Source organism: Yersinia sp. 1252 StPb PI (genome assembly GCF_048593885.1).
GTDB lineage: Bacteria > Pseudomonadota > Gammaproteobacteria > Enterobacterales > Enterobacteriaceae > Yersinia > Yersinia enterocolitica_E.
Genome location: NZ_JAZGQE010000540.1, coordinates 1 through 339, shown reverse-complemented (window position 1 = coordinate 339; position 339 = coordinate 1). Strand labels below are relative to the sequence as shown.

Sequence of the window (339 nt, the reverse complement as noted above, 5' to 3'; positions counted from 1 at the left end):
CTATTTAACAAACGGACTTTCACAGCGAATGACTATATTCGAATCCCTGATGTTCCTGGCGGGCTGATTGTGCAATGGGGTCTGGTAACGTCAGGGGCCAGCGGCGATGCCCCATGGATTTACCCGACGCCATTTCCAAATTCGCGCTTGGGCGTGTGGGGGATATTTCACCGCTTTGGCGTCGCAGGTACGGATTTTCCGACTATCTCGTTCAACAACATTTCAGACCCCACGCCGAAAACTCTGACCAACTTTCACTTACGCGCTAATGGTGTAGCGGGTGCCTTTTCAGCATTTGTATTCGCAATAGGAAACTAAAATGACAACTGCTTATTTTTC

1 protein-coding gene is annotated in these 339 nt (G+C 49.0%); it reads left to right on the top strand.

The features are described from left to right. A partial coding sequence (locus tag V2A85_RS24655; RefSeq protein WP_420072685.1) for a gp53-like domain-containing protein occupies positions 1-318 on the top strand: 318 nt, incomplete at its 5' end. Positions 319-339: the final 21 nt, after the last annotated feature.